27 protein-coding genes are annotated in these 22,711 nt (G+C 40.6%); 14 read left to right on the top strand and 13 right to left on the bottom strand.

Annotation, left to right across the window (positions count from 1 at the left end):
• The first annotated feature begins 364 nt into the window (after nucleotides 1–364).
• The 6 genes from L4D78_RS08050 to L4D78_RS08025 are packed head-to-tail and all read left to right on the top strand — an operon-like array spanning nucleotide 365 to nucleotide 5,223.
• On the top strand, nucleotides 365–1,537 hold the full coding sequence (locus L4D78_RS08050) for an MFS transporter (protein WP_428466430.1): 1,173 nt from the start codon (nucleotides 365–367) through the stop codon (nucleotides 1,535–1,537).
• On the top strand, nucleotides 1,530–2,288 hold the full coding sequence (locus L4D78_RS08045) for a ferritin-like domain-containing protein (RefSeq protein ID WP_428466429.1): 759 nt from the start codon (nucleotides 1,530–1,532) through the stop codon (nucleotides 2,286–2,288). Before L4D78_RS08050 ends, L4D78_RS08045 begins: the two co-directional genes overlap by 8 nt.
• On the top strand, nucleotides 2,281–2,883 hold the full coding sequence (locus tag L4D78_RS08040; protein WP_428466428.1) for a hypothetical protein: 603 nt from the start codon (nucleotides 2,281–2,283) through the stop codon (nucleotides 2,881–2,883). The genes L4D78_RS08045 and L4D78_RS08040 overlap by 8 nt, the downstream gene beginning before the upstream one ends.
• The gene (locus L4D78_RS08035) at nucleotides 2,876–3,175 is read left to right on the top strand and encodes a pyrimidine/purine nucleoside phosphorylase (RefSeq protein ID WP_428466544.1); all 300 of its coding nucleotides are present in this window, start codon (nucleotides 2,876–2,878) and stop codon (nucleotides 3,173–3,175) included. Before L4D78_RS08040 ends, L4D78_RS08035 begins: the two co-directional genes overlap by 8 nt.
• Nucleotides 3,168–4,184: a Gfo/Idh/MocA family protein gene (locus tag L4D78_RS08030; RefSeq protein WP_428466427.1), complete on the top strand. Its 1,017-nt coding sequence runs from the start codon at nucleotides 3,168–3,170 to the stop codon at nucleotides 4,182–4,184. The genes L4D78_RS08035 and L4D78_RS08030 overlap by 8 nt, the downstream gene beginning before the upstream one ends.
• Before the next feature lie 10 nt (nucleotides 4,185–4,194).
• On the top strand, nucleotides 4,195–5,223 hold the full coding sequence (locus L4D78_RS08025; protein ID WP_428466426.1) for a sterol desaturase family protein: 1,029 nt from the start codon (nucleotides 4,195–4,197) through the stop codon (nucleotides 5,221–5,223).
• A gap of 95 nt (nucleotides 5,224–5,318) precedes the next feature.
• Here the strand turns inward: L4D78_RS08025 and L4D78_RS08020 are convergent, their stop codons facing one another.
• The 3 genes from L4D78_RS08020 to L4D78_RS08010 all read right to left on the bottom strand — a co-directional run bounded on the left by L4D78_RS08020 (nucleotide 5,319) and on the right by L4D78_RS08010 (nucleotide 7,786).
• Nucleotides 5,319–6,647, bottom strand: a complete 1,329-nt coding sequence (locus tag L4D78_RS08020; RefSeq protein WP_428466425.1) for a heavy metal sensor histidine kinase — start codon at nucleotides 6,645–6,647, stop codon at nucleotides 5,319–5,321.
• Between the two features lie 10 nt (nucleotides 6,648–6,657).
• Nucleotides 6,658–7,338, bottom strand: a complete 681-nt coding sequence (locus L4D78_RS08015; RefSeq protein ID WP_428466424.1) for a heavy metal response regulator transcription factor — start codon at nucleotides 7,336–7,338, stop codon at nucleotides 6,658–6,660.
• 70 nt (nucleotides 7,339–7,408) lie between these two features.
• Entirely contained in the window at nucleotides 7,409–7,786 is a 378-nt protein-coding gene (locus L4D78_RS08010; RefSeq protein WP_428466423.1) for a DUF3316 domain-containing protein, read from the bottom strand.
• A gap of 223 nt (nucleotides 7,787–8,009) precedes the next feature.
• Here L4D78_RS08010 and L4D78_RS08005 point away from each other — a divergent pair, with 223 nt between their 5' ends.
• Nucleotides 8,010–8,774 (top strand): DUF481 domain-containing protein, encoded by a 765-nt coding sequence (locus L4D78_RS08005; RefSeq protein ID WP_428466422.1) that lies wholly within the window; start codon nucleotides 8,010–8,012, stop codon nucleotides 8,772–8,774.
• Nucleotides 8,775–8,790: 16 nt separating this feature from the next.
• On the opposite strand, the gene L4D78_RS08000 is transcribed toward L4D78_RS08005, so the two are convergent.
• Nucleotides 8,791–9,405 (bottom strand): LysE family translocator, encoded by a 615-nt coding sequence (locus tag L4D78_RS08000; RefSeq protein ID WP_428466421.1) that lies wholly within the window; start codon nucleotides 9,403–9,405, stop codon nucleotides 8,791–8,793.
• Between the two features lie 277 nt (nucleotides 9,406–9,682).
• Here L4D78_RS08000 and L4D78_RS07995 point away from each other — a divergent pair, with 277 nt between their 5' ends.
• The gene (locus tag L4D78_RS07995) at nucleotides 9,683–10,600 is read left to right on the top strand and encodes a DMT family transporter (RefSeq protein ID WP_428466420.1); all 918 of its coding nucleotides are present in this window, start codon (nucleotides 9,683–9,685) and stop codon (nucleotides 10,598–10,600) included.
• A 93-nt stretch (nucleotides 10,601–10,693) separates the two neighbouring features.
• On the opposite strand, the gene soxR is transcribed toward L4D78_RS07995, so the two are convergent.
• Nucleotides 10,694–11,158 carry a redox-sensitive transcriptional activator SoxR gene (gene soxR / locus L4D78_RS07990; protein ID WP_428466419.1) on the bottom strand — a complete coding sequence of 155 codons (465 nt, stop codon included), beginning with the start codon at nucleotides 11,156–11,158 and terminating at the stop codon, nucleotides 10,694–10,696.
• Nucleotides 11,159–11,359: 201 nt separating this feature from the next.
• Here soxR and L4D78_RS07985 point away from each other — a divergent pair, with 201 nt between their 5' ends.
• The 3 genes from L4D78_RS07985 to L4D78_RS07975 all read left to right on the top strand — a co-directional run bounded on the left by L4D78_RS07985 (nucleotide 11,360) and on the right by L4D78_RS07975 (nucleotide 12,638).
• Nucleotides 11,360–11,593, top strand: a complete 234-nt coding sequence (locus L4D78_RS07985) for an RNA recognition motif domain-containing protein (protein WP_428466418.1) — start codon at nucleotides 11,360–11,362, stop codon at nucleotides 11,591–11,593.
• Between the two features lie 188 nt (nucleotides 11,594–11,781).
• Nucleotides 11,782–11,958 carry a CCGSCS motif protein gene (locus tag L4D78_RS07980; protein ID WP_428466417.1) on the top strand — a complete coding sequence of 59 codons (177 nt, stop codon included), beginning with the start codon at nucleotides 11,782–11,784 and terminating at the stop codon, nucleotides 11,956–11,958.
• A 152-nt stretch (nucleotides 11,959–12,110) separates the two neighbouring features.
• On the top strand, nucleotides 12,111–12,638 hold the full coding sequence (locus L4D78_RS07975; RefSeq protein WP_428466416.1) for a chorismate mutase: 528 nt from the start codon (nucleotides 12,111–12,113) through the stop codon (nucleotides 12,636–12,638).
• 125 nt (nucleotides 12,639–12,763) lie between these two features.
• Here L4D78_RS07975 and L4D78_RS07970 read toward each other — a convergent pair whose 3' ends face one another.
• Together L4D78_RS07970 and L4D78_RS07965 are read right to left on the bottom strand one after the other, a co-directional pair.
• On the bottom strand, nucleotides 12,764–13,357 hold the full coding sequence (locus L4D78_RS07970; protein ID WP_428466415.1) for an HD domain-containing protein: 594 nt from the start codon (nucleotides 13,355–13,357) through the stop codon (nucleotides 12,764–12,766).
• Between the two features lie 30 nt (nucleotides 13,358–13,387).
• Nucleotides 13,388–14,386 carry a substrate-binding domain-containing protein gene (locus L4D78_RS07965; protein ID WP_428466414.1) on the bottom strand — a complete coding sequence of 333 codons (999 nt, stop codon included), beginning with the start codon at nucleotides 14,384–14,386 and terminating at the stop codon, nucleotides 13,388–13,390.
• A 203-nt stretch (nucleotides 14,387–14,589) separates the two neighbouring features.
• Here L4D78_RS07965 and L4D78_RS07960 point away from each other — a divergent pair, with 203 nt between their 5' ends.
• Both L4D78_RS07960 and L4D78_RS07955 read left to right on the top strand, forming a co-directional pair.
• Complete coding sequence (locus tag L4D78_RS07960) at nucleotides 14,590–14,922, top strand: tRNA-binding protein (protein WP_428466413.1); 333 nt, start codon at nucleotides 14,590–14,592, stop codon at nucleotides 14,920–14,922.
• Between the two features lie 214 nt (nucleotides 14,923–15,136).
• Complete coding sequence (locus L4D78_RS07955; protein ID WP_428466412.1) at nucleotides 15,137–16,399, top strand: DUF5666 domain-containing protein; 1,263 nt, start codon at nucleotides 15,137–15,139, stop codon at nucleotides 16,397–16,399.
• Nucleotides 16,400–16,465: 66 nt separating this feature from the next.
• Here the strand turns inward: L4D78_RS07955 and artM are convergent, their stop codons facing one another.
• The 5 genes from artM to punC all read right to left on the bottom strand — a co-directional run bounded on the left by artM (nucleotide 16,466) and on the right by punC (nucleotide 20,858).
• A complete protein-coding gene (artM, locus tag L4D78_RS07950; protein ID WP_428466411.1) occupies nucleotides 16,466–17,137 on the bottom strand; it encodes an arginine ABC transporter permease ArtM in 672 nt (223 codons plus the stop codon).
• The gene (gene artQ, locus L4D78_RS07945; protein ID WP_428466410.1) at nucleotides 17,134–17,805 is read right to left on the bottom strand and encodes an arginine ABC transporter permease ArtQ; all 672 of its coding nucleotides are present in this window, start codon (nucleotides 17,803–17,805) and stop codon (nucleotides 17,134–17,136) included. Before artQ ends, artM begins: the two co-directional genes overlap by 4 nt.
• Nucleotides 17,806–17,808: 3 nt before the next feature.
• Nucleotides 17,809–18,540 (bottom strand): arginine ABC transporter substrate-binding protein, encoded by a 732-nt coding sequence (locus L4D78_RS07940; RefSeq protein ID WP_428466409.1) that lies wholly within the window; start codon nucleotides 18,538–18,540, stop codon nucleotides 17,809–17,811.
• Between the two features lie 81 nt (nucleotides 18,541–18,621).
• Nucleotides 18,622–19,350, bottom strand: coding sequence for an arginine ABC transporter ATP-binding protein ArtP (gene artP, locus L4D78_RS07935; protein ID WP_428466408.1), 729 nt, complete (start codon nucleotides 19,348–19,350; stop codon nucleotides 18,622–18,624).
• A gap of 299 nt (nucleotides 19,351–19,649) precedes the next feature.
• On the bottom strand, nucleotides 19,650–20,858 hold the full coding sequence (gene punC, locus L4D78_RS07930) for a purine nucleoside transporter PunC (RefSeq protein WP_428466407.1): 1,209 nt from the start codon (nucleotides 20,856–20,858) through the stop codon (nucleotides 19,650–19,652).
• 105 nt (nucleotides 20,859–20,963) lie between these two features.
• Between punC and punR the strand changes: the two genes are divergently transcribed.
• Nucleotides 20,964–21,866, top strand: a complete 903-nt coding sequence (gene punR / locus L4D78_RS07925; protein ID WP_428466406.1) for a DNA-binding transcriptional activator PunR — start codon at nucleotides 20,964–20,966, stop codon at nucleotides 21,864–21,866.
• Between the two features lie 93 nt (nucleotides 21,867–21,959).
• On the opposite strand, the gene L4D78_RS07920 is transcribed toward punR, so the two are convergent.
• Nucleotides 21,960–22,193 (bottom strand): DUF2986 domain-containing protein, encoded by a 234-nt coding sequence (locus tag L4D78_RS07920; protein ID WP_428459051.1) that lies wholly within the window; start codon nucleotides 22,191–22,193, stop codon nucleotides 21,960–21,962.
• Nucleotides 22,194–22,711 lie beyond the last annotated feature (518 nt).

The following is a 22,711-nucleotide window of genomic DNA, read 5'->3' as shown; positions in this document are numbered from 1 at the left end:
GACGGGAAAAAAGATCGATTTCTGGTGATTTTCATATTAGCTTTACTTAAAACGTCCCGTTCTTATTCCATTAAATAATATGCAACAAGCATGCAAACCTGTAATCATTGTACTCGATCCTATCACTGTCAAATAAAAAACATATAAAATTAAAATCTTCTGCGTTTTACGTCATATTAACGTGATCAATATGGAAAAAAAGCTTCTTTTGCTGACGGATTATTGTTTCTATAAGTTTGCCAACCGGCAAATATATTTATGGATAGATTAGGGGGATTTATGGAATACCAACCAATTGGCACTCTTTAAATAAAACACAAAATGAAAGGTATGGATAACCATACCTTTTCACTTAAGGTTAAATATGAAAAAATTTATTAGTATAGGTTCAGGTGAGTTAGATACCTATCTCGACTATACCATTTTTAGCATTATTTCAATTTATGTGTTTTCGGCAACACCATTTGAAGTGGGAATATTAGGTTCATGCTTTGCTATTCCATTCTTTTTATTAAGTAAGACATTTGGTAAAGCTTTTGATATTGGAAATGTACCGAAGATAAGAGCCATTCTTTTCATTGTTAGTGGGGGATTGATGTTAGCCTTACCATTTTCAGAGTCAATGGTTTATTTATACATTATATTAATTGCTAAAATATCATGTCGCTGTGGAATTAATGTATCAAATCCGAAGCTGAATAAAAATGAAGAGGAATCTCAAAATTTTTATGAAATTAGTGGTTATATTGTCAATGTGAGTCGGATAGGGATCCCCCTACTTGTAACTTTTTTTTATAGCAGTATGGGACTATGGTCTGTCGTTATCTTGTCACTCTTACTTAACTTAATTGGTTTTGTATATTCAATTATCGATAATGAACAATATAATTTTGATGCTGACAACAGTAAACAGAGTGAAAATATTGCGAGATTCTCATTAAGGAAAGAGATGAAAGCTAAGCCAGAGTTATCATTGCTAATTTTGGCTTATACATTATCAAACCTATCGTTCTTCTTGAGTAATGATATGCTAAGTATATTTTTTGAATCTATTGGCGAATCAGCTGAAAGTGTCGGATATATTATTACAACGCTTGGGGTTGGAGGAATTATTGGAACCAAAATAAGCTCTGTGCTTATGGGTAAAGTAAGTAGCAATCATGTTTTTTTGTTATCTCTTATTGTGAATAGCGTTGTATTTAGTGCCTTCGGATTTCTAGATGAAACTCAGGTTAACGCATTCGTTTATTACTTCTTGATCTTTTTAACCGGTCTTGCTTCCGGTGTTATTTTTGTTTCATTCAGATTTGGTATAAGAAGGCTAGTTGACTTCGGAAACCTTGCAAAAGTAACGGGTGGAATACAAAAAATTTCATCCGTGATTGCTATTTGTATGCCAATACTGGGCGGGTATTTAGCGAATATCTTCTCAATTACCTTTACATTTAAGGTAACGGGGATCGCTTTATTTCTTGTCTTAATTCTCTGCTCTATCAAAATAGTTAATTTACATTCATCAAGGAGGGTAAATGCTTAAATGTGAAAATATGAGTGAGTTGTCTTTTTTAACCGCTGGCCACTACGATATCTACCTTAAAGGGAAAGAAAGACAAAATTGGGACAGGAACCTAGACTGGAGCCTCGCTGAAAATGATTTAGTACCTGAACACTTAACAGATACGGTTATTTCAGTTGCTAGCCTATCAGCACATGTTGAAGTGTTGGGTATGCAAAATGCGGCAGAGTTATTGGCTAACTGTGAAGACTTCGCCTTAAAAATTGGGTTAGGCCAAGCCGTGAACGATGAGGCTCGACATGCCGAGCTATTTTCAAAGTATGTAACATTAGCCAATGGTAATATACGTGATTTGTCGAAGAATACCGAAATATACGATCAGCACTTTTCGAGCTTGACGGATTTTGATGATATTTTTCTTAGTCATGTCTTTCTTGAAAATGGAGCATTAGAGCAATTCAATATATTCATTCAAGCTTTTGGTGCTGATAGCTTAATTGGTCAGATCTATAAAGGAGCACTGCAAGATGAAGCTCGCCATGTCCAAATGGGCATTAATTATTTTCGTGAACAAATATCAAAAAAACCAGATAAAGCAAAAAAAATAAAAGACCACCTTAATGAGTTTAAAAAAATATTGCATGTAAATGATGCTGGGGTGTATTGGCTTGCAGATATTAGTGGTAGGCCTTACGAGGAAATAAAACAACGTGTTAACAATCGCCAGTCTGGATTTATTAATAAGATCATTGAGGAAAAATGTTATGTTTAATGGTTATAAGTTGATTAAAAATGCCATCTCAGAAAGGGAAATTGAATTGATGTACCGTTACTTGGCCATTATGGATACTACCGGAGGGCTAAAAGGTAATACCGACTCAGAAAATGTACACATGTATTTTGCCGTCCCTTATTTTGAGGCAATGCTGAGCTACTATTCAGATCTGGTTTCAGAAGCTGTTGAGGAAAGAGTTTACCCCAGTTACTCTTTCTTATGGAACTATAAGGAAGGTCACCCTGTTGTTATGCATAAAGATAGGGACTCGGTCGATTATATTATCTCACTAAATATTAATAATAAAGGTGAGAACAATTGGGATTTTCTTATCGAAGATGAACGAATTCCAATGGATGCTGGCGATATTCTTATTATTAATGGAAAAGCGCTTAGGCATGGCCGTGAACCTTGCCCTTACACCAACCGACTTCAACTTATCTTATGCTATACCAGTGATGAAAAATTAAAATTTGACCGCCGTGAATCGCTTGGTGCTGACCCAATCCCTGAAGTGATAACAGACCCGTTTAAGACCGAATTGAATGTTGATGATAATTACGTCAAGGAGCTGTGTGAATATCATGTTTAATGAGACCTATAACTATCAAGATAGCTATGTGTTCTTTGATGGCAATGTCATCTTGCGTAACTTTAAAACAGACAACAATGAGCTGATCACTTTTGGTTTTATGCGTTGCGGTGAGTACCGATGGCTAGCTGATGAGCAAGAAACATTTCATATTGAATCCGGTCAGGCTGTATTTCTTGTCGATGACGATGAAGTAACCGTTATTTCACATTCAACCTTTGTTGTACCGAAAGGAAAAGAGTTTACCGTTAGGGTGTTAGAGCATTTAGATTACAGGTGTCAGTATGGATAGCATTGGGATTGTCGGTACCGGCCTGATGGCCAATGTTATTGCAGCTTCATGTTTAAAGATCGGGATCCCCATACATTCAGTGCTTTCACGAGATCTGGATTCGGCTCGATCGTTCGGTGAAAAATATAAAATTTCGCAAGAGTGTTGCTTTAGCAATGAACAGTCGTTTTACAGTGATACTGCGTTAAAAGCGGTATACATAGCGACCCCTACCGCGTTAAAGCATGGGCATATCAATCAAGCTCTTCGATACAAAAAGCATATGTTGGTCGAGAAACCGATTCCTACTAGCTTTCTGATGAATGATGTATTGAGCCAAGTTACTCAAAGTGAATTGATATTCATGGATGCAAGCCATTTTGTACACAATGACTTCATGGTTGAGTTACCGTCTTTGATCCATAACCATGTGGGTAATATTACCCGCATTGATGCTGAGTTTATCTGGCCTAGCAGCGATGATGGACACATAAAATTCAATCCATCCTTAGAGCCCAACGGGGCATTGGGCGATTTAGGCTGGTATCCGATCCGTATCCTGCAATCACTATGTGATTGTAACGACTCAATGATGCTTAAGTCGATATTGTTTAAAAACGTTCGAGATTGCATCGTGGGGTTCAATGCGATCGGTTATTCAGATAATACTATTTTTAATCTCTCGTCATCTTACCGTGGGGCGACGGTACGGCAAGGATTAGTTATCTCTGGGGACAAAGGGGAGATTCGGGTCAGTGATTTTGTCATGCCGTATTGTGGCTCTTTTGTATATGGGAAAACGAGGGATAGCCTAAAAGTGACGATCTCAAGTGGTTTTCTACCTCTTATTGAGAAGCAAGAAAAACATATAGCTTTCTCTGATCACCAACACCATCAAATGCTAAAGGGTTTCCAAAGCTACATGAGTAGTGGTAGGAATGAATCATTATCGGACTATCAGCACTTAATGCTAAGAACGATTGCAATGATGGAGCGGGTAAAAGAAAAAGCGATTGTTATTAACGTATAGAGAGGGCGTCATGTTGGATAACTTTATTGACGTTGTCTGGTTGGTCGAATTACTTCATCGTGCTTTACTGTCTGTAATCGAACGGCTGTATGTGTTTGTAGATCCAAGCCAAGGGCTATTCCTTGGCTACATTTTGTCCGCATTGGTTGTGGCTTTGGTGTTTCAGTCGTACAAGAAAAAATCGTTTAATCTGGCGCTGCTCACAAAAGATATAATAAGGTCCCATCGACTTAACTCGAAGTCTTCGATTGATGATGTAAAGCTGTATCTTGTCGATAAGGTATTACTGGGTTTTATTTATTCATTAATTCTATCTAGTGTTTTTTATGTCAAAGAGGTGGTACTCGGCCTTTTGATGTATATTAATGTGCCTACTTTCGGTGTTGAGGTGGGGTTTTTACTGAGTGGCTTATTAACACTCGGAGCCATCCTCGTGTTTGATTTTGCCACGTTTATTGAGCACTACTTAGCCCATAAGGTTAGATTTTTATGGGAGTTTCACAAGATTCACCATATTGCTGAGAATCTTAACCCCCTAACGGCTTATCGCTCTCATCCTGTGAATCAGGTGATGTTTGTGCTAATAGTCAGTTTATGTTCTGGCATATATTCAGGGGTGATTAACCATTTATTCCCAAGTGAACAGTTATACATCACCGTTGCTGGCCAGAATGCTTACATGTTTCTTTTTCTTATGATGGGGTTAAATTTGCAACACTCGCATATATTCCTTAAGTATCCTCCTATTATAAGGAATATATTAGTCAGCCCCGCTTACCATCAAATACACCATAGTAGCCTCAGTAAACACCATGATGTTAACTTCGGCTTCCTATTTTCTTTTTGGGATCATCTTTTTAAAACTCAAGTTATGCCAAACAAAGAAGAAAAGTTGGTGTTTGGTATTACTGGGGAAAAATATGAGAACTATTCAGGCGTGCTCAATATGTACATTACTCCCTTTAGAAGGGTGGCTCGTCGTCTAATGAAAAAGAAAAACACGCCAGCACAGACAGCGAAAAAACAGGCTGATTCTTAACTGGGCCATCAGACGCATAGAAGAAGCACTCAGTAGCTTCTTGGGAGTATAGGCGGGACAGCCGATATTTTGAAACCGTGGGCAGTCCCCCCTTTTTATTTAGGAATACTGAGTGAAAACACCGTCACATGATTGGAAGATGTTACGGTGATATCACCATGGTGACAGCGTGCAATAGATCGAGCTATAGCTAGCCCAAGCCCTGCACCCGCAGTAGCCCGGTGCATTCGTGCTTTATCCACACGATAAAAGCGCTCAAACAAATAGGGGAGGTGAGAGTGAGAAATGGTTTCACCTACATTGCGTACTGCAACTTCAACCTCTGACCCTAAGTTGTTAATGGATATCGAAATGGTTTCATTCGGGTCACTATGGCGAACCGCATTAGAGACGAGGTTGCCAACAGCGCGTTTTAGCATTTCTCTATCACCGTTTACCGTTGCATCTCCACTTAGTGTTAATGTTAACGCCTTCTCCTCACCTGCAAGTTCATAGTATTCCACGATCCCTTCAAGTAAATCGTACAGAGCAATATCAACGTTAGCGATTTGCAGCAAGTTGTGTTCAGACTTAGCAAGGTAAAGCATATCTGTAATGATTTTTGCTAATCGACTTAGTTCTTCCATCGTCGAAATTAAGCTCTCTCGATACTCTTCAGTATTTCTAGGCTTGGCTAGCATGACTTGGGTTTGTGTCATCATATTACTGATCGGAGTACGGAGCTCATGGGCAATATCGGAAGAGAATTCTGACAGTCGCTCAAACTCATGCTCCAGACGAGACAGCATATCATTACTCACAGTCACCAATTGCTGTAATTCATTAGGGAAAAGCTTGGGGTCTAACCTTAAATCTAACCTGTTGGTCGAAATCTTTTGCAGGTGGCCTTCTAGCTGTTTAACGGGAAGCATTCCTCTCTTTACAATTAGCCAACCAAGAAACCCGCTGACGATACTGGCAAAAAGCGTTGTCCAAAATAACACCGCTGTAAAGCTGTTTAAGAAATTCAGTTGGTGGTTAATATTAATCCCTAGAATGACGTAGGTATTGGCTTCTCTCTTTACCGAAAACCGGAAGGCTCGGAAAGTATTAGCCTCATCCGTCCAATCAAGTGTCGTGAGGTGTTGGTTTATGAGAAATGGTTGGGGAAGAGGCGTTTCTTGGGTTTGATATGTAACCCTACCTTCTTTGATTAACCAAAATTTTGTTTCGCCTAGTTCAAAGTAGGCGCCGTACTTTGCAATAAAATCATCTTGTAGTTGCAAGAGGTTAATCGTTTTAAATTTCTGTTCAGAATTGTATTTATCTTGCTGAAAAAAATGATGCTTTAACGAATATAGGGTAACGGTACTTAGCGCAAAAAGTACCAAAATAGAGGCGGTGAAAAATGAAATTATCAGCTTTGAGGAAATAGATTTAAACATTCATACTCCATTATTTGACTTCATCGAGCATATATCCCATCCCTCTGATGGTATGGATTAATTTGGGTTCATAGTTCTTATCAACCTTTGCTCTAAGGCGCCTAATCGCAACATCAATGATATTGGTGTCGCTATCGAAGTTCATATCCCAGACGATAGAAGCGATTTCTGTACGTGACAAAACCTCACCACGCCGACGCATAAGTAGTTCAAGTAATGAGAACTCTTTGGCTGTGAGTGTAATGGTATCGCCCGCGCGAATAACTCTGCGTTTAAGAAGATCGAGGTGCAGGTCGACAGCGTTAAGTGAATGCGCTTGGGGGACGGCATGTTGCTGGCGCTTTAGGGTGTTTCTGATCCTTGCTATCAGTTCAACGAAAGCAAACGGTTTTACGATATAGTCATCTGCCCCGAGTTCGAGGCCTTTTACCCGATCTTCGATTTGGTCTCGGGCTGTAAGCATAATCACTGGGGTTTCTATTTTGCTGGCTCTAAGCGTGGTTAGTACTTGCCAACCATTGAGCTGGGGAAGCATCACATCCAGAATGATAAGATCATAGTTATGGCTGGTTGCCTGGTAGAGCCCATCGACCCCATCACAAGATAGGTCCACAACATAGCCAGCTTCAGTCAGACCTTTTCTTAGGTATTCGCCTGTTTTAGGTTCATCTTCAATCAATAATAACTTCATTGAGTCGCTCTTTGCTCCAAGGCTCAACAAGCCGAGGGAGTATCCTTCTCCCTCTCTTGCAGTATGTTAACTATCTACCATCGTAGCTTAAGTGTTGGTATTGAACATTGACTGCACCTTGATATTCAATATGTCCCTGCTCATTCATAATTTCCTGTACGGTGATATAGCTGCCGTCCATGAGTGCCAACGATTTTAGTTCTTTAGGGTGAAACGCAGAGACTTTTAGCAGGGTGCGTAGTTCCGACGGGCTGCTTTGCTTAGCCACATTCAATAATTGCTGGCTTTCTGCATAGGCAGCTGCTTTGCTCTCCACTGCTTGGGTTACCAATGTCCGTTGGTTGGTTTCTATACTGTAGTTCCCTCTTGCATTAAGCGGTGTCGCCATTGCAGGGAGAGTGAACATAACCAGTGACGTTGCAACAAGTAATGATTTGACTGATTTCATAGTGACTTCCTCACGTTGTTTAACTTTATGTGAGAAATAATACGATTTAGAGTGTGACTTGAGCCGGACGAGAACATGACAATTTTGTCATGTTCTATCGGTAGCAGGCTTACTCGTGATTAATCAGTCACTTGTTTACAATGTACTGACAATTGCATTTTTGTGCTTCTTACAATGTTACCTAACCGTGAACATTTCCTGATAGCTACAGAGTCGTGCATTGATGAAAACAGTCTTGAAATCGAAGCCAATATTATTGGTTACCGCTATTCCCGCATTTTTGTTGCTGACGCCATTGGTGGCGTTAGCCAATGAGAATGAAATAGAGAGCCCATGGAAAGGTAATACCAAGCTGGGTTTCATCTTTTCTAAAACGACGTCACGTTCTCTATCGATAAATACGGGGGCAAGTTTGGTCTATGACAAGCAAGACTGGAAACAGAGAGGGGAGTTTTATACCTATTATACCAACGCTGCCGAAGGTGAGGATGGTACCAATAAGTACAATCTTAGCTACGGGGTACAGCACTTGGTTAGCGATGGGTGGTTTGTCTACGGCAACAATAAGTATGAGCATGACCAATATGCGACTTATCGTGATCAGTTAACCCTTGCAACAGGCTTCGGTGCAACATTAATTGATAACGAAAGGCGAAAATTATCTATTGGTGCGGGCCCGGGTTATCGTTTCTCGCAGCGGCAAGATTTTGATCCAGATTTGCCCAATAAAAAAGAAGATGAAGTGATTGCTAATGCCTTCATAGAAGGTGAAGCTAAAGTTAACGACAGATTCGAGTTTGGTGGCAAACTGAGTACCGATTACGGTGAGGCCAATACTTCAACCAATGTCAAAGCATACGTTAAAAACCAGCTGATGGAGGATGTATCACTGTTACTTGATCTTGAGTACATCTATAACTCGACCGTTGCTTCAGATCAAAGCAACGATGAGATATATAGCACTATCAGTTTGAATTATGATTTTTAGTTATGCGGGTATGCGACTATTTGTTACTTAACGCTAGGGCTCCTGATGCGCCAACCAGTAAACCACCACTGATTTTATTGACAATACTTAGCTTTTCGCTGCCAACTTTGACGATTTTACCTGCTGAAAAAGCGTAAACCATGACTAATGTAAAATCGAGTAAAGCCATAGTTGGACACATGATTGCCATTTGCAGTAGAAGTGGTTTCGAGGTATCGATAAATTGTGGAAAAAATGCTGTAAAGAACACAATTGCTTTTGGATTTCCTGCCGCAACCAGAAACCCCGACATAAACAGTTTAGCGTTAGATACTGGTGGAAGACTTTGATGGTTACCGACTTGTTTATTTGAGGAGAATAACATTTTTATCCCCATATAAAGCAGAGTCAATGCACCAGTCCATTTGATGATATTAAAGGCTAACTCTGAGTTCGCTATCACGACCCCGAGGCCAGCTGAAACGACAATCATTTGAATGAAGTTAGCACTGATATCACCAAGGCCTGTGAAAATGACTCTTTTTACACCAAAGTTAATAGAGTGAACCATACCTAAGAAGATGCTAGGCCCTGGTGTTGCAGTGAGTACAAGTGATGCCGCTACAAAAGCAAGCCAAATGTCAAAATTCATCGAGAAATCCTTTTCTGATTAAGGCTAGTTTTTGATAGTAGAGAAGTTATTTGCTTGCAGCAAGCGGCTTGTTCTTGCTTGTTGCGATAAAGTTATATAATTTAGATTTATACACTTAAGGGAAATTAAATGCTTTATTCTGTTACTTACCTCTGGCTCTTACTTTATATGCCTGTAGCCCGGTAGGTAATACTATGTCTGGCTACGAGTAAAACGTAGTCAGTATGCCTCACTTCCTTTTTCTCGTAGCCCAAAATTCAAATAGGGATATGTGAAAATGAGTACCTCACAAGAGCGAATAGAAGGTTCGATCGACTCAAAACGATATTTACGCGGTATGTGTCTTGCGCTACTTGGTGCTTTGCTGTTTTCGATTAAGCCTGTATTAATCAAAATCGCTTATCTGAATGGTGGTGATGCGACCTCTATTATGACGTTAAGGGCGTTGAGCTCGTTACCGATTTACCTCGTTGTTCTATTTCTACTTTGCCGAAATAATGAGGTGAGACAAAAGGTTCGATTACATGGCTGGCAAGCAGCGCTGGTCGGTATTTTAGGCTATTACTTAGCGAGCTATTTAGATATTGTTGCCTTGAGCTTTATTTCTGCACAATTAGAGCGTCTACTTATCTTTTTATTTCCTAGCCTTGTTGTCGCTATATCTTGGTTGTGGTTTGGTCAAAGGCCGACACGTTCAACGATAATTGCCGTTTGTATAGGTTATAGTGGTATTGCGCTTATTGTGGCTCATGATGTTACTTCTCTTGGGCAACAAGTTTGGGTTGGGAGTGCGTTAGCGATAGCTTCTGCACTTGTCTTCGCGATTTATTTAATACTTAGTAAAGGTATTATCGCCAAAATGGGGAGCCAACTTTTTACCAGCATCGGGATGGGAAGTGCGGGTATCGCCATTATATGTCACTTACTGTTGTCGGATTCTCAGGTTACGGAGTGGAGTTATCCACTAATTATATTGGGTATTACTCTTGGGATTTTTTGTACCGTAATTCCATCTTATTTAATGGCTGCTGCTATGGCAGAGCTGTCGCCAACGCAGTTTAGCCTAACTGCTAATATTGGTCCTGTTATAACGGCTTTGGCGGCGGTGATCGTGTTGGGGGAAGTGTTCACGGTGTTTCATGGCTTGGGTATGGGGCTGGTGGTGTATTCGGTTTATCACATTAACAAAAAATAAATGGCTAACTTAGTCTATATAGTGTTTGATTAAACAACCATTGAAGTTAACGGTTACTTCAATGGTTGTTATGAATGTTGACTGAGCCACTATTTATGACTTATCACCATCAGGGGGCCCTTCAATCAAATACCTTGGCCCGCTGCCATGTGATGAGACCTTATCTTCGGGGTTAAATAGCAGGCAGCCTTTCAACGATAAGCAACCGCAGCCAATGCACTTCCCAAGGTTATCGCGTAACCGCTGTAGTTCAAGGATCTTTTGATCAAGGCTACTGGCCCATTTTTTAGATAACCGTTCCCAGTCTCTTTTGGTTGGAGCACGGTTATCTGGTAGCGATGAAATAGCTGCTTGGATTTCATCAAGGGTGATACCAAGCTGCTGCGCTGCTTTGATAATGGATATGATCCGTAATGTTGCCGCTTGATAACGGCGTTGATTACCACTCGTACGAATTGAGTGAATCAGTCCGCGCTGCTCGTAAAAGCGTAAAGCTGAGGTTGCTACACCGCAGCGCTCGGCGGCTTCGCCTATCGTGAAAAACTTTTTCGCTACCATATGTATTCAACTTTAATCACCATAAACTTAACGTTAAGTTTAATTGTTGCTGGTGGTGATGTATAGGGTAAAAGAAAGCAAAGAAGTGGAGAGAAAAAGAACCACTTAAAATGGATAAAGAAAATAACACTATTAATTGCTTGGTTTGTACTAGGTTACCTGAGACAATCTCGTCGTAATTTTTATATCAAATGGTTCAATATGAAACTTTTAGTTCGCAACCTTGCGCGCACAACAACTGAACATGAAATCCGTGTTTTATTTACTGCTCATGGCGTTGTCGGTGAATGTAACCTTGTTTTAGACCAGGAAACAGGTCAATCAAAAGGGTTCGCGTTTGTTGAAATGCCAAACGAAGACGAAGCGAAAGCAGCAATCTCTAGTTTGAACCTTACTGCTGTTGCGAAGAGTAAAATTCGAGTAAAAGCAGCTTAAGCCCTAGACATTAGCTTGTTTAAGTATCGTGAAGCCAGCAATTATATTGCTGGCTTTTTTGTTTAGGTAAGAAAAGCACAGTCTGAACGTTAAATTAACATGGAGCAAAGTGCAGTAGTTGACTAATTTAGTCGGGGGATATAACATGCATTAAAAATGCAACTTAATATGTGTAAAGAGGTGTTCCAATGACTTTATCGTTTAAGAAAATCTTTAAAAAAGACGATGTGAAAAGTGAAAATACTGCAGTAGAACAAGCACCTGCAGTGGCTTCAGATTCAGATAAACAAGCAAAAACAACGAATACTGAGCAAAAGAAAGGTAAACACGGTGAGCCAGGCTTTTGTTGTGGTTCTTGTTCTTAACCGTATTAATTAGCGGGATCGTTTTGAAAAAAATAGTTGCTGGTATATGGCTAAAGGCATGAGACACTCCTCTCATGCCTTTTATTTTAATTAAACAAATTCAACATCTTGCAGTATCATTTTTGTTTTACTTACATGCATAAGGATTCGCTGTGTTTAAAACAATCATGTTATTAGGTTTTGCTCTGCTTTCTTTTAATAGCTGGGCTACAGATACAAAAGAACTTTTTTCTATAATTAATGAAAGACTTAGTTATATGGAGGATGTTGCTCTTTACAAAGCACAGAACCAAATTGCGATTGAAGATGTTAAACGTGAAAAAGTTGTCATAGAAAAAGCGGCGTCATCAGCTGAACAGATGGGGCTTGAAAGTGCATCTGTTGTACCTTTCTTTACTGCTCAGATTTCAGCAGCAAAAGCGATTCAATACCGTTATAGGGCAGATTTATTATCTAAGCCAAACACGGATAAGCCACGTGATCTAAAAACCGTCGTTCGACCTGCTTTGATAACACTCGGAAACCAGATAAATACAGAGGTTGCGAGTTACTTAACAGTCCATGGCAGTTTAAACGAGAAAGATTGGGCCAACTTTAAGCTGATTATTGATAGTCGTTATCTTTCAGAAAACGATAAAAAAATGCTGTTTAATGCCCTGAAAGAAATACGTCTTAACTGATTAAATTGAAAGGTTAAATATAACCTTTCAATTGTTTAGAGATACTAAAGGGCATTGAGTTGAGCGTATGATTCTTATCAACTCAGTGCCATTTTTGAAGTGTTACAGCAAACGTAAAGTCACGTTTAATCGTCTTTCAACCAGCCATTTTCTACGGCTAAATCAATTTGCTGTCTTGCATAATCCCATAACTTTGGTGTTACCTTTTCAAGGTACTCATTACGTTTAAGTACTTGTTGTTTTGAGACGCCATACTTAACCCAGCTACCACCATCATTTGCCATGTTTTGGATCAGCGGTAGGATACGATCCATTCCTTTGGCAAAGCGGGCATCAGGCGTCTGAGCTTGTTCAAATTCAATCCACAGCGACTTCATTGATTCAAATTGCTGCTCAGGCAATAAACCGAAGAGGCGATTTGCTGCTGAAAGCTCTTTTTCTTCTTGAGCTTCATGATCGGTTTGTTCGGCAAAAGCGAACATATCACCGGCATCAATTTCAACAATATCGTGTATTAGCAACATACTTACGGCGCGATTTGTATCGACGCTTTCTTCAACATAATCTTTCAGCACTTGAGCCATTAGTGCGATGTGCCAACTATGCTCTGCACTGTTTTCTTGACGGTTTTCGTCAGACTTTACCGTTGTTTTGCGATAAACAGCCTTCAGACGGTCGAGTTCTAGAATGAAATTAAGCTGTTTGTTCAAATTGATCATTGGGTTACTGCATCCTTGAAAATCAGTGGTTTAATTTTGAATGACAGAGCGTCTTCGTACCAGCGTAGGTACAAACATTCTTGGGTATTCGTTCTTGTTTTCAGCTTTTGCTAACTGTAGTGAAAGCTGAGCCGCTTGCTCTGCCATGATATTAATCGGGTAGCGTACTGTTGTCAGCTTCGGGTTCAGGTATTTTGCGATTATACCGTCATCAAAGCCAATAATTGAGACGTCTTGTGGTGAGCTTATACCGTTCTCATCCATAACAGATAAACACCCAGCTGCCATATAATCGTTATAGGTTGCGATGGCTGTTAATCCAAGGTTCTTAGAGAGTAAATTGGTCATCGCTGTTTCACCACCTTCTTCATCGGGGTGGCCATATTCGATGTAGTTTTCATCGACTTTAATATTGTTGGCTTGAAGAGCGTCAGTATACCCAGCCCGTCGTTGTTGGGTATCTTCAATATCGTAAGTCGAGCTAATATAGCCAATTCGTTTATGGCCATGCTTAATTAAGTACTCGGTCGCTAAATATGCCCCTTTATGGTTGTCGAGTGCGATACAGCGAGTTGCAATTTCTGGGATATAGCGATTTATGATGACCAGTCCTGGGACTTCATGAGCAAAATCAATTAATTCTTGATTGCTTAACCCTTTACTGTGAATGATTAGTGACTCGCAACGGCTATTTATCAGCAGTTCAATGGCCTCACGTTCTGTTTTTGCATCGTGATAACCGTTTCCAATCAGTACATGTTTTCCATTTTGGCGGGCAACGTTGTCGATAGCTTTCAGCATAACGCCGAAAAAGGGATCTGATACATCACCCACCACAACGCCTACCGTATTGGTTGACTGACTAACAAGGGCGCGGGCATTGGCATTAGGTCGATAACCTAATTCACGCATGGCTTTGGTTACAGACTCGACAGATGCTTTGCTTGCTTTAGGTGACTTGTTTATTACTCGAGAAACCGTGGCAACAGAGACCCCCGATAACTTAGCAACATCTTTAATGGTAGCCATAAGTGTTGTCCTATTCGCCTTTATTGTCCGTTTTTATCAATTAAGACTATTAGACTATGAGGGTGTAATAAGCGCAATAAACTTCATTATAATTCGTGGTTAATGAGAGATAGATCCCTTTAAAAACACGGTTTTGATGGTAGTGTAATCGTTAACAGTAAATTTTAGTAAAAGTTTAACCTAATAAATAAAGTGAGGAAAGCATGGACACTATTTCTTATGGCGATTTTGCGAAATTAGACATTCGCGTAGGCAAAGTAATTGAAGTTGCCCGTCACCAGAATGCAGATAAATTATATATTGTTCAGATAGATGTTGGTGAGCAGACACTTCAAACTGTCACTAGTTTAGTGCCTTACTATACCGAAGAAGAGTTAATGGGTAAGTCGGTTGTTGTATTGTGTAATTTGGCTAAGGCTAAAATGCGAGGTGAAACTTCTGAGTGTATGTTACTTTGCGCAGAGACAGATGATGAGTCAGAGAGTGTATTATTAACACCAGAACGCCTGATGCCAGCAGGCGTGAAAATCGTCTAAGCTACCGATAAGTAACAAAATAAGCCCCTCCAAGAATAAAGCCAGAAAATGTCTGGTTTTTATTACTTTTACGACCCTCCTACTGCCTATTTTTATCTATAATTCTATCAGTAAGTCCGTCGAGTAGCACTGAATGGTCATAAATAGCTAGCATTCCGACATCATATTCTATTTAAGAACAATTTTTCATGGAGTTAAGCCTAAAGGTGGTGCTATGAATAAGTTTCCTTACTTGATGCTATGCAGTCTACTCATTGGTTGCGGTGGTGATAGCGATAGTTCAGCAGATAGTGGTAACCCAAGCCAAGAAGGTAGCGCGAGAATCAATGGTACAGTAGATGAGATTTCTTATGATGATGAATCTTTAACAGTGAACAATAACCAACTTGATGGCTCAAGTGCATCGATTAGTTATCACGACAGTGCATTAGATTTCAACGCAGTAACAACAGGTATGATTGTTGAAGTGACAAGGCTAGGGAGCAGTGCTCAATCAATTAGCTTAGAGCCAATGACTGCTGGACCGGTAACGGGGGTTACCGATACGACGATATCAGTGAATGGCGTTGAGTACAATTATCCTGCGAATGGCCTAGTCGTCGGCGATTGGGTCATGGTATTTGCACAAATGCAGCCAGACGGTAGCAGGAAAGTCAGTTCAATCAATAAAACTGATGTCGGAACACTGGCTGAAATAGAGGGTACAATTTCTGCGTTAGACGAAGCCAACAGTGAGTTTATTCTGGCAACAGTGACGATTGATTATAGTAATGCGGTGATTGACGATAACCAGCCACTACAGAATGGCTTATGGGTTGAGGTATTTGGCCAGTTCGTGGATAGCCAGTTTGTCGCTTCATCTATCGATCCTAGAAATAACGATGACTTTAACGGTACAGAGTTAGAAGGCATTATTACTTGGGTCAGTGAAGATACATCGGAATTTGAAGTTGCTGGGCATATCCGCGTTCTTATCAATCAAAGTACGGTGTTTGATGATGGTTCGATCAACGATTTGAAGATCGGGGAAATTGTTGAACTTGATTTGGTTGAGTCAGACGGCAACCTTCTTGCGACCAAAGTTGATTTTGAAGACCGAATTGATGTACCGAATAATCTTGAATTTAATGTTGAAGGTGAAGCCAGTTACACCAATAGCCAGTTATCGATTAATGGCATTAACTTTGTTATTGATGCCAGTACTGAATTTGATGACGGGGTAACGCTGGGCAACTTAAACGGGCGGTGGGTTGAATTAGACGGTAAGGCGCTTAACGGTCAGTTTGTTTTGAAAGAAATCGAGCCAGAACGTAAAGACAATGAAATTAGCCTTGAAGGGCCTGTTGAAAATAATACGCTCTGGGGGTATACATCATCGACATCTTCATTGGCACAGTTTAATGGTCAATGGGTTGATATTGAGTGTCAGCGCGCGGCTAATAACGATCTTACACAGTGCCGTTTAGATCCTGATTAACGCTATTTTCTTTTTATCGATAAAGTAGAAGGCCTGCGGTTGAGCAGGCCTTCTCGTTTGCAGTGTTTATCTTGCCGTTTCAAACGCCAAAGCTCTTTTTTCAACTTGACGGAAAATAAGCGTGAGAAACCCATTAACCACGAGATAGAATGCGCCCGCGACACTGAATACCATTAATGTGTCATAAGTTTGGGCATTAATGCGCTGTGCATAACCCATGATGTCCATGATGGTAATCGTACTGGCTAGCGATGTCCCTTTAAACACCAAGATCACTTCATTGGAGTAAGCCGGAATTGCCCGTCTTATTGCATACGGTAATAGAACGCCGAGGGTGGGCTTTGTGCCCATGCCAAGGGCTCTGCATGCTTGCCATTGTCCTGACGGAATGGCATTAAATGCGCCTTTAAATAGTTGAGCACTGTATGCTGCGGTATTTAAAGCAAGTGCAAGCATTGCACAGAACCAAGGTTGACTAAGCCAATTCCACAATACACTTTCTCTAATTAAATCAAATTGACCCGGGCCATAATAAATTAGAAAAATTTGCACCAGCAATGGTGTGCCGGTGAAAAGGGTAATTAGACCACGGCTTAACCAATGCAATATTGGTGTACGTAAAATCAAGGTAAGCGTCATTAGCAGGGCGAGTAGACAGCCGACAAGTAGAGAAACCACTGTGAGTTCAATACTGGTAACAAGGCCTTCCATCAATTGCCAGACATGCTGTTCATTCATGCTGTCGCTCCTTGTTCGCTATATTTCTTTTCTATTACTTTCACAACGCGCTGCGTGATTAGCGTGATCACAAGATAAACAGCAGCAGCAGAGGCATACCAAGTGAAGCTCTCATGGGTTGCGGCAGCAGTAAGTTGTGCTTGCTTAAGCAAGTCGGTAACACCAATAAGGGAAACTAAAGCCGTATCTTTCAATAATACCAACCATTGGTTCGTTAAACCGGGTAGGGCATGACGAACAGCTTGGGGTAAGACGATACGGATAAATCCAGATACTTTACTAATACCAAGTGCACTTGCGGCTTCGCGTTGACCATTCGGTACGGCTTTTAATGCCCCCCGTAAAGTCTGTGAAGCATAGGATGCAAAAATGAGTGAAAGTGCAATAACACCAGATAAGAACGGGCTTACCTCAATATAGTTGCCAGTAATTAAAAATAGAACTTGGGTTGACCCAAAAAAAATGAAGAGGACAACGAGAAGTTCTGGTAAACCTCTTAAAAGGGTTACTAGGGCAGTGGTTGGCCATGAAATAACGCGATAGCGAGACATCTCACCACCGGCAAAGGCAATGGCCAATACTAAACCGACGACAACGCTAACAAGGCTTAGCTGGATGGTGACCCATCCAGCTTCCAATAGCGTCAGTGCATAACCTGATAACGCCATTTTTTACTCACCGAAGTATTTATCAAAAATCTGCTGGTACTGGCCGTTTTCTTTCACGGTTTTTAGTGCAGCATTCAGTTTATCGACCAGTTCTTGATTGTCTTTGTTTGTTGCAATGCCAAAGCCATTACCGAAGTACTCGGTATTTGTCACTTGATCACCGACATAAGCTAGGTTGTCATTTTTCTTGAACCATTCAGCAACGACGGCAGTGTCACCAAATACAGAATCAATTCGTCCATTTTGCATATCGATGAATGCATCTTGGTAGCTGGCATAAGGAACTGCAGTAACACCAACCATTTCATCCGTTAGGTAGCTTTGGTGTGTTGAGCCATTCTGTACACCAACACGCTTACCTTTCAGTGCTTCTTGGCTAGCAACTTTATCTTTAAGTGATACAAAAGCGGCAGAGTTATCATAATAGGCATCAGTAAAGTTTACGGCCTGTAGGCGTTGTTCTGTAATATCGATACCAGAAATAGCTGCATCATAACGACGGAATTTGAGTGCAGGAATTAGGCTATCAAAAGGCTGATTATGGAAAGAACATTTAGCATCGATAACATCACATAATGCATTTGCTAGATCGACATCAAAGCCTTGAATTTCGTTATTTTCATCAACGTACTCAAACGGTGCGTACGTGGCTTCCATGGCAAACTTAATTTCTTCTTGTGCTACAGCGTGGGTTGCAGCTAAACCAATAAGAGAGGCTAGTAGAATTTTTTTCATCGCGATACTCCATGCGTCGTTATGTGCAGCATCGCATTGAGTAATAACGATGCTGATTGGAAAATATAGTATTTATTTCAATTAATGCGCTAAGTACTCAGCAAATTCAGGTGTTGCTGGATTTGTGAATGCTTCATGTGTTCCGTGCTCAACGATGTGGCCTTTTTCGAGGTAAAGGACATGGCTGGCAATTTTTTTCGCGAATTCAACTTCGTGAGTAACCACAATTTGGGTAATACCCGTTTCGCTTAAATCTTTGATAATACTTACAACCTGATTGGTGATTTCAGGGTCTAAAGCTGCTGTTGGCTCATCAAACAGTAGCACCTCTGGCTTCATCATGAGTGCTCTAGCAATCGCAACACGTTGCTGTTGACCTCCAGAAAGCTGTAAAGGCCAAGCATCAGCTTTATCTGCTAATTGAAGAGTAGTAAGAATTTTTAACGCGTCTTGCGTGGCGTCTTCTTTACTTATTCCGGTGACTTTGACTGGTGCTTCAATCAGGTTTTCTAATACGGTTAAATGTGGCCATAGATTGTATTGCTGGAATACCATGCCAACTTTACGTCTTAACTTTAACCCGTCTTTTTCGTTAATCGTTGCTGTAAAGTTAAAGTCTTCATTGGCAATCTGTAGCTCACCGCTAGTTGCGGTTTCCAGCAAATTAAGCACTCTGAGTAAAGAGCTTTTGCCTGCGCCACTTGGGCCCAGTAACACTAAGGTCTCGCCTTCATTACAAGTAAAGTTCACATCGTGAAGTACCTGTGTTTCACCGTAGAATTTGTTTATTTGCTTTACTTGAATACTCATGCTCATTTACTGCATTAATCATCGCTTAGTGGCTATATTACCCACAGTGAGATCTTATGCAAGAAAAATGTATAAAAAATCCTTTCTGTTGCATTTTTGTTTAATGTTTGTTCGGCTTTTTGGTTGTAAAAGCGTTTAATTAACTGATTTTAAGCGGCAGAGTTAGAGTATGTGAAAAGGAAGGGGGGTTGATCGCGAGGGTGAGGTGACGAATTAGTCAAAATTAAATCATCTAATAAGCCAGATATAAAAAAGGCTACCAGATGGTAGCCTAATAATTATTCGTTTATATAAAGAGCTTATGCTGTTTGAGCAACAATGTCTGCTTCATTACGTGCTTTAACAACGAAAGCATAGCCGATTAAAGCAAGGAAGCCGGTAACGAACATAGCCGTTGTAACTGTCATTAGGCCATAAACTGCGAAGGCTGAAACCAGACCACTTGCAGCGAAACAAACCATGGTTTGTAGGAAGTTAAGTAAGCCAGCAGCAGTTGCACTACAGCTCTTAAAGTCTTCCAGTGCTTTGCTGATAATCAGCGGGTAGATTGCACCATTTGCAACTGCAAGGAAGCAGAATGGAATAAGGATTGGCCAAATTGTTTTCGGCTCAGTGTTAAGTGAAATAAGGAACATCACTGTTACGCTGGCAAAAAAGAGTTTTAGGATCCACGGTAGTAGTGTCTGGCTATCGTATTTATTTAGTAGCGCGCGACAACCGTAGCCACCCACAATAAAGGCAACAGTTTGTGGTGCGTAGCTTAGGCCAATATCAGCACCTGAGTAGCCCATGGCCGCCATTACGAAAGGTGAACCTGTTAAGTAAGCAAAAAATGCCGCAGAGCAGGCTGCAAAGATAATCATGTTACCAATGAATTTTTTTGAACTTAAAATTTGTTTATAGTCACGACGTAATTGAACACTGATTTTGTCTTGTTTTTTGTCTAAATTAGCGCTTTCAGTTTCTTTCATTGTCATAACGGCTAAAATTGCACCAAATGCAACTAGCGCAATAAAGATACTACGCCAACCGAGTTGATGTTCTAACATTGCACCAGCCATTGGTGCTAAAGCCGGAGACAACGCAACTAGCGGCATAATTGTCGCAAAAACACGTTCTGAAACTTTACCTTCATAGCGGTCAATAACAACTGCTTGCCATATTACTGTCGCACTACATGCACCAAGTGCTTGTGCAAAGCGTGCTGCTAGCATTAGCTCAACATTAGGCGCAAATGCACACAGTACAGAAGCAACGCTAAATAATGTCATACCGCCCAATAGTACTTTCTTTCGGCCAATACGATCTGACAGCGGTCCATAAACCAGCTGACCTAAAGCCATACCTAAAAGGAAGATGCTAAGCGTTAAACCGATAAGTGATTGTGAAGTATCAAAATCTGTTCTGATTACTTCAAAAGCGGGAAGGTACATATCTGTTGCAAGGAAGCCAAGCATACTGAGACATGCAAACCATAACATGGTGATTTTTGAAGGTTGGTTATTCATAAAAGGATCTTTTTGCTATTTTACTATTGCGGCAAGTTTATACATGGATTAAATACGTGTGAAACGGTAAAATTTCACCATTGCTTTCAAAAAATTTGATGTGATATGTTTTCATACAACGATCTGCAAGTTATTGATGTGGTTGCCCGCCGTGGCAGCTTTTCCGCCGCTGCTGAAGAATTGCACAAAGTACCAAGTGCAATCAGTTACACAGTTCGTGCGATGGAAGAGCGTTTAGCTGTCGATTTATTTGTCCGGTTGCATCGGCAGGTACAATTAACCCCGGCGGGAGAATATTTTGTTGAGGAAGCAAGGGGGCTACTCAAACAGATGGAGTTACTCCGTCTGCAAACTCAGCGTGTCGCAAATGGTTGGTCGAAAAGTGTATCAGTGGCATTAGATACCGTTGTACGTGACAGTCGGGTTAACACCCTCGTTCGAGACTTCTATCGTCATTTCCCCGATATTGAATTGCATCTAACCATGGAGGTATTTAATGGCGTATGGGATGCATTAGCTGATGGCCGTGCTGATATTGCTATTGGTGCGACGGCTGCGGTACCAGTTAGCGGCCATTTTGACTACCGCGACATGGGGGTATTAGAGTGGAAGTTTGTCGTATCTCCTGATCATCCATTGGCTAGCTGTGATTACCCTATACCTCCTGAAGAGTTAGCGAATTACCCAGCCATTTGCCTTGAGGATACTTCGAGACTACTACCTAAAAGGGTGACATGGTTGATGGATAACCAACGGCGTATCATGGTGCCTAACTGGCACAGTGCGTTTCAATGTTTAAAGTCTGGGCTGGGTATTACTGTAATGCCAGAGCATATGGCATTACCACGAATAGCAGCGGGTGAATTAGTTGAAAAAGCGTTAATTCATAAACCCGCAGTGAGCCCATGCTGTTTAGCGTGGAATAAGGAAAGCGAGAACCCTGCGATAAAGTGGTTACTGAACTACCTTGGTGATAGCGAGCAGTTGCATAGAGAGTGGATGCGTTAGTGGGATTAAGCAGTAATGAATATAACATTTAGCGAGAAAGCATACTTATATTGAAGTTAGTCACTTTCTCACTAAATCGTCTGACTGCAAGGGTTATGCAGTCGTATTATCGTCAGTCTGACTTTCTTCTGCATTGTTTGCTTCTGTCGTCATTTCGGCAGGCGCTTCGTTCGCATCAAGTGTCGTTTGCTGCGCAGCTTCTTCTGCTTCCATCTTTGCACGTTCAGCTTTAGAGATATAGCGAGGCTTATTGCTACGGTGCAATTTAGAATTTGTTTTCTTCTGCCTTTTCTTCAGCGCTTCGTTAATTTTTTTCTTGCGGTTCATGCGGAGACTCGTCGCTCAATAAAATGAGCGACGATTGTAACGACTCTATGGCTGAAGGCAAGTTTAATCCGCAGTACATACGCTATAGAGATTCTGTGAACAAACGTCGGTATATACATAGGAGCATAGGGCTCTACAGGTGCTCCATAAGCAAAGTTGAACAACTCTTGGTTGCTGTGGCCTTTTCATCACTAATTAAACGGTATTTACAGTGTTTTTACTGGTATTGGGAGAATTTTTAATCACAAAAGGAATAGTCAACAAGCAAAACATTTAGTTATTAGTCACTAAGGTTAAATGATAACAACATTGTTTTCTTAGTTTTATTTAAAATCAATTTAATTATTAGACAGTAACTAATACTCAATTTAAAAACATAGCTTGTAAGGTGAATGGCCACATCCACTTACTTAAGTGGTAACTACTAGCATGGTCAATTTTATTTTATGTCAAGATAACCTGACTTATCATAATTTGATATTTATAGTTATATATTTATACCGCTCGATTTATCTATG

Source organism: Photobacterium minamisatsumaniensis, from assembly GCF_050336695.1.
Taxonomy (GTDB): Bacteria; Pseudomonadota; Gammaproteobacteria; order Enterobacterales; family Vibrionaceae; genus Photobacterium; species Photobacterium minamisatsumaniensis.
Note: the sequence above shows the minus strand (reverse complement) of the source record. Positions and strands in the feature narration are given on the sequence as shown.

What these genes read in the sequence shown, in the direction of transcription:
- artQ (WP_428466410.1), bottom strand. Translation starts at nt 17,805, where the DNA reads ATGGCGTTATCAGGTTATGCACTGACGCTATTGGAAGCTGGATGGGTC.
- L4D78_RS07995 (WP_428466420.1), top strand. Translation starts at nt 9,683, where the DNA reads ATGAGTACCTCACAAGAGCGAATAGAAGGTTCGATCGACTCAAAACGA.
- L4D78_RS08020 (WP_428466425.1), bottom strand. Translation starts at nt 6,647, where the DNA reads ATGTTTAAATCTATTTCCTCAAAGCTGATAATTTCATTTTTCACCGCC.
- L4D78_RS07920 (WP_428459051.1), bottom strand. Translation starts at nt 22,193, where the DNA reads ATGAACCGCAAGAAAAAAATTAACGAAGCGCTGAAGAAAAGGCAGAAG.
- L4D78_RS08030 (WP_428466427.1), top strand. Translation starts at nt 3,168, where the DNA reads ATGGATAGCATTGGGATTGTCGGTACCGGCCTGATGGCCAATGTTATT.
- L4D78_RS08005 (WP_428466422.1), top strand. Translation starts at nt 8,010, where the DNA reads ATGAAAACAGTCTTGAAATCGAAGCCAATATTATTGGTTACCGCTATT.
- artM (WP_428466411.1), bottom strand. Translation starts at nt 17,137, where the DNA reads ATGAATGAACAGCATGTCTGGCAATTGATGGAAGGCCTTGTTACCAGT.
- soxR (WP_428466419.1), bottom strand. Translation starts at nt 11,158, where the DNA reads ATGGTAGCGAAAAAGTTTTTCACGATAGGCGAAGCCGCCGAGCGCTGC.
- L4D78_RS07980 (WP_428466417.1), top strand. Translation starts at nt 11,782, where the DNA reads ATGACTTTATCGTTTAAGAAAATCTTTAAAAAAGACGATGTGAAAAGT.
- L4D78_RS07955 (WP_428466412.1), top strand. Translation starts at nt 15,137, where the DNA reads ATGAATAAGTTTCCTTACTTGATGCTATGCAGTCTACTCATTGGTTGC.
- L4D78_RS07965 (WP_428466414.1), bottom strand. Translation starts at nt 14,386, where the DNA reads ATGGCTACCATTAAAGATGTTGCTAAGTTATCGGGGGTCTCTGTTGCC.
- punR (WP_428466406.1), top strand. Translation starts at nt 20,964, where the DNA reads ATGTTTTCATACAACGATCTGCAAGTTATTGATGTGGTTGCCCGCCGT.
- L4D78_RS07970 (WP_428466415.1), bottom strand. Translation starts at nt 13,357, where the DNA reads ATGATCAATTTGAACAAACAGCTTAATTTCATTCTAGAACTCGACCGT.
- L4D78_RS07940 (WP_428466409.1), bottom strand. Translation starts at nt 18,540, where the DNA reads ATGAAAAAAATTCTACTAGCCTCTCTTATTGGTTTAGCTGCAACCCAC.
- L4D78_RS08050 (WP_428466430.1), top strand. Translation starts at nt 365, where the DNA reads ATGAAAAAATTTATTAGTATAGGTTCAGGTGAGTTAGATACCTATCTC.
- L4D78_RS08010 (WP_428466423.1), bottom strand. Translation starts at nt 7,786, where the DNA reads ATGAAATCAGTCAAATCATTACTTGTTGCAACGTCACTGGTTATGTTC.
- artP (WP_428466408.1), bottom strand. Translation starts at nt 19,350, where the DNA reads ATGAGTATTCAAGTAAAGCAAATAAACAAATTCTACGGTGAAACACAG.
- L4D78_RS08035 (WP_428466544.1), top strand. Translation starts at nt 2,876, where the DNA reads ATGTTTAATGAGACCTATAACTATCAAGATAGCTATGTGTTCTTTGAT.
- L4D78_RS07985 (WP_428466418.1), top strand. Translation starts at nt 11,360, where the DNA reads ATGAAACTTTTAGTTCGCAACCTTGCGCGCACAACAACTGAACATGAA.
- L4D78_RS08025 (WP_428466426.1), top strand. Translation starts at nt 4,195, where the DNA reads ATGTTGGATAACTTTATTGACGTTGTCTGGTTGGTCGAATTACTTCAT.
- L4D78_RS07960 (WP_428466413.1), top strand. Translation starts at nt 14,590, where the DNA reads ATGGACACTATTTCTTATGGCGATTTTGCGAAATTAGACATTCGCGTA.
- L4D78_RS08045 (WP_428466429.1), top strand. Translation starts at nt 1,530, where the DNA reads ATGCTTAAATGTGAAAATATGAGTGAGTTGTCTTTTTTAACCGCTGGC.
- L4D78_RS08015 (WP_428466424.1), bottom strand. Translation starts at nt 7,338, where the DNA reads ATGAAGTTATTATTGATTGAAGATGAACCTAAAACAGGCGAATACCTA.
- L4D78_RS08000 (WP_428466421.1), bottom strand. Translation starts at nt 9,405, where the DNA reads ATGAATTTTGACATTTGGCTTGCTTTTGTAGCGGCATCACTTGTACTC.
- punC (WP_428466407.1), bottom strand. Translation starts at nt 20,858, where the DNA reads ATGAATAACCAACCTTCAAAAATCACCATGTTATGGTTTGCATGTCTC.
- L4D78_RS08040 (WP_428466428.1), top strand. Translation starts at nt 2,281, where the DNA reads ATGTTTAATGGTTATAAGTTGATTAAAAATGCCATCTCAGAAAGGGAA.